The organism is Rhizobium sp. SVR5-9E (genome assembly GCF_056755095.1).
Genome location: NZ_JBNDHS010000179.1, coordinates 1 through 4,248, shown reverse-complemented (window position 1 = coordinate 4,248; position 4,248 = coordinate 1). Strand labels below are relative to the sequence as shown.

3 protein-coding genes, 1 tRNA gene and 2 pseudogenes are annotated in these 4,248 nt (G+C 58.6%); 2 read left to right on the top strand and 4 right to left on the bottom strand.

Annotated features, from left to right (window positions below):
* Positions 1 to 218: 218 nt before the first annotated feature.
* A pseudogene (locus ACPYOJ_RS33895) lies at positions 219 to 457 on the bottom strand (hypothetical protein); the annotation flags it as partial.
* Here ACPYOJ_RS33895 and ACPYOJ_RS33890 point away from each other — a divergent pair.
* Positions 452 to 814 (top strand): annotated as a pseudogene (locus ACPYOJ_RS33890) (SOS response-associated peptidase); the annotation flags it as partial. The pseudogenes ACPYOJ_RS33895 and ACPYOJ_RS33890 overlap by 6 nt on opposite strands.
* Positions 815 to 1,345: 531 nt before the next feature.
* Here the strand turns inward: ACPYOJ_RS33890 and ACPYOJ_RS33885 are convergent.
* A tRNA-Pro gene (locus ACPYOJ_RS33885) sits at positions 1,346 to 1,419 on the bottom strand.
* 198 nt (positions 1,420 to 1,617) lie between these two features.
* Positions 1,618 to 2,283 (bottom strand): HAD family hydrolase, encoded by a 666-nt coding sequence (locus ACPYOJ_RS33880; RefSeq protein ID WP_481420156.1) that lies wholly within the window; start codon positions 2,281 to 2,283, stop codon positions 1,618 to 1,620.
* A gap of 235 nt (positions 2,284 to 2,518) precedes the next feature.
* Between ACPYOJ_RS33880 and ACPYOJ_RS33875 the strand changes: the two genes are divergently transcribed.
* Entirely contained in the window at positions 2,519 to 2,833 is a 315-nt protein-coding gene (locus ACPYOJ_RS33875) for a DUF1236 domain-containing protein (RefSeq protein WP_481420155.1), read from the top strand.
* A 39-nt stretch (positions 2,834 to 2,872) separates the two neighbouring features.
* Here ACPYOJ_RS33875 and ACPYOJ_RS33870 read toward each other — a convergent pair.
* The coding region (locus ACPYOJ_RS33870; protein ID WP_481420154.1) for a response regulator at positions 2,873 to 4,248 on the bottom strand (1,376 nt) is incomplete at its 5' end.

Here is a 4,248-nt window from a genome sequence, read left to right as displayed (position 1 = left end):
AGGAATCAGATCCCCTTTGCCGAGGTCGCGACATTGAGCATGGACCAGCTCTACGAGCATGAAGGGCTCTCTTCGTAAGTGCTAGCCTGGGCGCAGCGCTACCTCCAGAACCGACCGTGCCGGCCGCGTTGCAGTCTTGCGCCATCGCAGGCGTACCACCGATGGACGCAATAAGGGCGATGCACGCGAGGGTGATCTTCGCTCTCATTATCGTCTCCTTACTTCTTCGGTTTGGTGATGTCGCAGATACCATCCGACCGGCGCGTGATGACTGTTCCATCTGGCCGGGTTGCACTCGCAGTGGAGAAAGCCTGGCTGCCCGCGGTTCCGGAAGTGACGGATGAACCTGCGCTGGAGGAAGCGGAACCGCCACCGGACTGCATGGGGGTAGTCTTGCCGTCTATTGTCGTAGATAATGAGACGCCGCCGCCCCTGCGGTCACGGACGATGAGGTGCCGAAAAAAACAAGCAGCCCTATGCCGTCGCTATGAAGTCGGGAGCGCCCTTTGCGCTTGCCGGCGTTTGGGAGACGTTTCGAGATCCGGCCGGCATAGAAGTCCGCACATTTGCCATCATCACCTGCCCGGCGAATGAAATGATGGCCGCCATCCATGACCGCATACCGATCATTCTGCACCCGGAAGCTCGTCAACGCTGGCTGTCGCCGGAGCCCGATCCGAGCGACCTTTTGAAGCCATTCCCATCGGGGCTGATGACGATGTGGCCCATCGACAGGAAAGTCGGATCACCGAAAAACGACACGCCCGATATCGTCGAACAGATCGACCTCGATCCCGAGCCGACACTGGTCTGAAACGGCGTCACAGCCCCTTTCATCAATGCCTGCACGTTGTGATGACCTGAAGGGGCCACAGCCGGGACGATGAGTTGAGCCGTGGCCTCCTTCTGCCTCTGGAGGAGGGTACGAGGAGCGTTACCCCAGTTACCAATCCGCTTCCTCGTCATTCACCAGTTAGGCTGTTCAGCGTGACCGTGTAGTGGACCAAGGTCCTAGGACCGCTCTATGGACGCGACCGCGAGGCCCCGCCTTTATTCGGCGGCTTACGGTATCGGTTGTCCGTCCTTCTTGTACCTGCCTCGAATCATACCCTTGGTTCCGCAGCGTTTGCTGCGAAAGCTTCAAGCGCGGCAAAGCCGCGAAAAATGGAATCCGCCTAGTCGGCAGATACTTTGGTATAAAGCGGCGGGATGACCGTTTACAGCTTTAAAGTTCAGGTGTTCAGATCGCAAAACCGTGTGTATGAAATCAAAAGGGTCAGCTAGTGTCAAAACTAACTGACCCCCAAAAGATAAGTTCACCCCGCAGGTAAACCCTTGAAAAACCTCGGAATGGCCGGATTTGAACCGACGACCCCTTGACCCCCAGTCAAGTGCGCTACCAGACTGCGCTACATTCCGTCATCGCCGTACTGCGGTCGGTCTGAACATAATCACTGATCCCGTATAATGAACCAGAGACCCCTTGACCCCCAGTCAAGTGCGCTACCGGGCTGCGCTACGCCCCGACCTGCCGAAACGGCTTGTTTCGTTTAGTTTTTCGCCGCCTTGAATGCAAGCGGAAAAAGCCGTTATGCGTTCAAAAAGGCGACATTCCTCTCACGCTCCTACCATCGCGATCGCGTTTTCGCCGATTGGCCGGACGCTCCATGCTTCGTAATCCGCGATCGAAAAATGCGGGGTCTCGAATGGTGTCGTATGTGTGGTGGTAATGACGGTGACGTCGGCTCCTGCGCCTTCACCTGCAAGGATGCCGGCAACGGCATCTTCGAAGACCAGGCACCGCTTGGGATCGACGCCTAAGCGCTTGGCGCCGAGCAGATAGCATTCCGGGCTGGGCTTGCCGGCGGAGACCTCCTCGCCGCTGACGATAACCTCAGGCATCGGAATGCCGGCGGCCGCCATGCGTCGTTTTGCAAGAGCGATCGGCGCGGAGGTGACGATTGCCCATTTGCCGGCGGGGACGCTCGCCAAAAACCGGATGGCGCCGGGGATCTCGACAATCCCGTCCACGTCTTCCATTTCCGCGATCAGCAGTTCCCTAGCCTCATGGTCCGGGTCCACGCCCGGAAGTGCCAACTGGCGAATGGTATCGCGGGCGCGGACGCCGTGTACCGTTTTCAGGAAGACTTCAGGCTCAAGGCCGTGACGCATTGCCCAATCGCCCCAGACGCGCTCGACCACTGGTATCGAGTTGAGCAAGGTGCCGTCCATGTCGAAGAGGAAGGCGTCGTAGGGTTTACCGGGTACGTTGGAGGTGGACACAGAAAATTCCTTGCAATGAAGCTTCGAGAGCAGGAAAGGCGGCGCGCTCTGGACCACGCCGGCAGAGGATCAGGATTGCGGTTGGCGTGCTCATGGCGCCAGACCCTTCCCTGCGATCCTCTGTAGCCAGATGCAGCCGGTTTGCCAAGGTTGCGGACTGCCGCAAGCTTTTCCGGAACAACGAACCTATGCGAGCGTTTTGACCATGGCTTGGTAAGAAAAGGAGAGTCATCCCATGCGCAAGACCATGCTGGCTACGGCCGCAGTAATGCTGACGGTCTGCTCTGCCGCCTTCGCGCAGAGTACTGTCGTCATCGACCCTGCACCGACCGGTTCCGTCGTGTTGCCGGGCGAAGTCCGCACCTATGTGATGGAGCAACAAACGCCCTCCGTTGTCTATGAGGGCGACGTAATCGTTGGCACCACGCTTCCGGATACCGTTGAAATCCACACTGTCCCCAACATGGACGGATATGCCTATACCGTTGTCAACGAACGCCGAGTGATTGTAGAACCAAAGACGCACCGGGTTATTCAGGTTCTTGAATAGCAGCGTCAAGCGCGAAGCTCGACGGCTTCGCGCCCCCTCTCAAGGAGTACTCAGAAGCTCCCGGATTTTATGAGCGAGCTGCTCGAGGCTGAAGGGCTTGGCCAGCAGCGACACGCCGTGGTCCAGCACACCGTTGTGGACGATCGCATTTCGCGTATAGCCAGTCGTGTACAGGATTTTCACGTCCGGCCATTTTTCGTTCACGGCGTCGGCGAGCTGCCTGCCATTCATCTCCGGCATGATAATGTCGGTGAAAACCAGATCGATATCGGGATTTTTCCCGAGCACCTCCAGCGCCTCACTGCCGCTCGAAGCCTCGAACACCGTATAGCCGAGTTCCCGCAGGCTCTCGATCGTCATGCGGCGGACCTCATCATCATCCTCGACAACCAGGATCGTATCTTTGGCGCTGCCTTGCGGCAGGGGCAAAGCGCCGGATTCCGGAAGCCGCCCGGTCTGCACTCCGACGTGACGGGGCAGGTAAATCTTCGTAGTGGTGCCGCGCCCGACCTCCGAATAAATCTTGATATGGCCCCGGCTTTGCTTCACGTAGCCGTACACCTGGCTCAAGCCGAGGCCGGTGCCCTTTCCCGGCCCCTTGGTCGTGTAGAAGGGATCGAAGGCGCGCTCTATGACCTCCTGCGACATGCCGATGCCGGTGTCTGTGATGCTCGTCATCACATATTGGCCTGCATCGACATCCGCATGCATGCGGGCGTAACGATCATCGAGTTCGGTATTTGCCGTCTCGATTGTCAGCTTGCCACCGCCGGGCATTGCGTCACGGGCATTCACCGCGAGATTGAGAATGGCGTTTTCAAGCTGGCTCAAATCGGCGAAGGTCGGCCACAGCCCACCTGCGAGAACGGTCTCGATCTTGATGTGCTCGCCGAGCGTTCGGCGAAGAAGCTCGGACATGCCGCCCACCAGCCTGTTGAGATCAATGACCTCGGGCGCCAGGGGTTGCTGCCGTGAAAACGCCAGCAGCCGCGCCGTGAGCACGGCCGCACGCTGAGCACCGTCGCGCGCATTCTGGATGGAATTTAGAAGACGCGGATCCTCCTTCCCGGCAAGGCGGCGTTCCGCGAGATCGAGGCTGCCGATGATGATCGCCAGCATGTTATTGAAATCATGAGCGACACCGCCAGTGAGCTGGCCGATCGTCTCCATCTTTTGAAGCTGGCGGACCTGCGCTTGTGCAGCAGCATGCTCCTCCATCTCATGCTTGAGTTGGGCGGTGCGCCGCGCCACGGTCTCTTCGAGCCGCGTGTTGAAATTTGCGAGTTCTTCCCGAAGCTTCCGCTGCCTGCGATGACTGATGATGATCGCCTGCATCAAGCAGATGACAATCAGGGCATTGATCAGAAACGTCGAAAGAGCGAGCCATTGCGAACCAACCTCGGGCCAGAACGCAT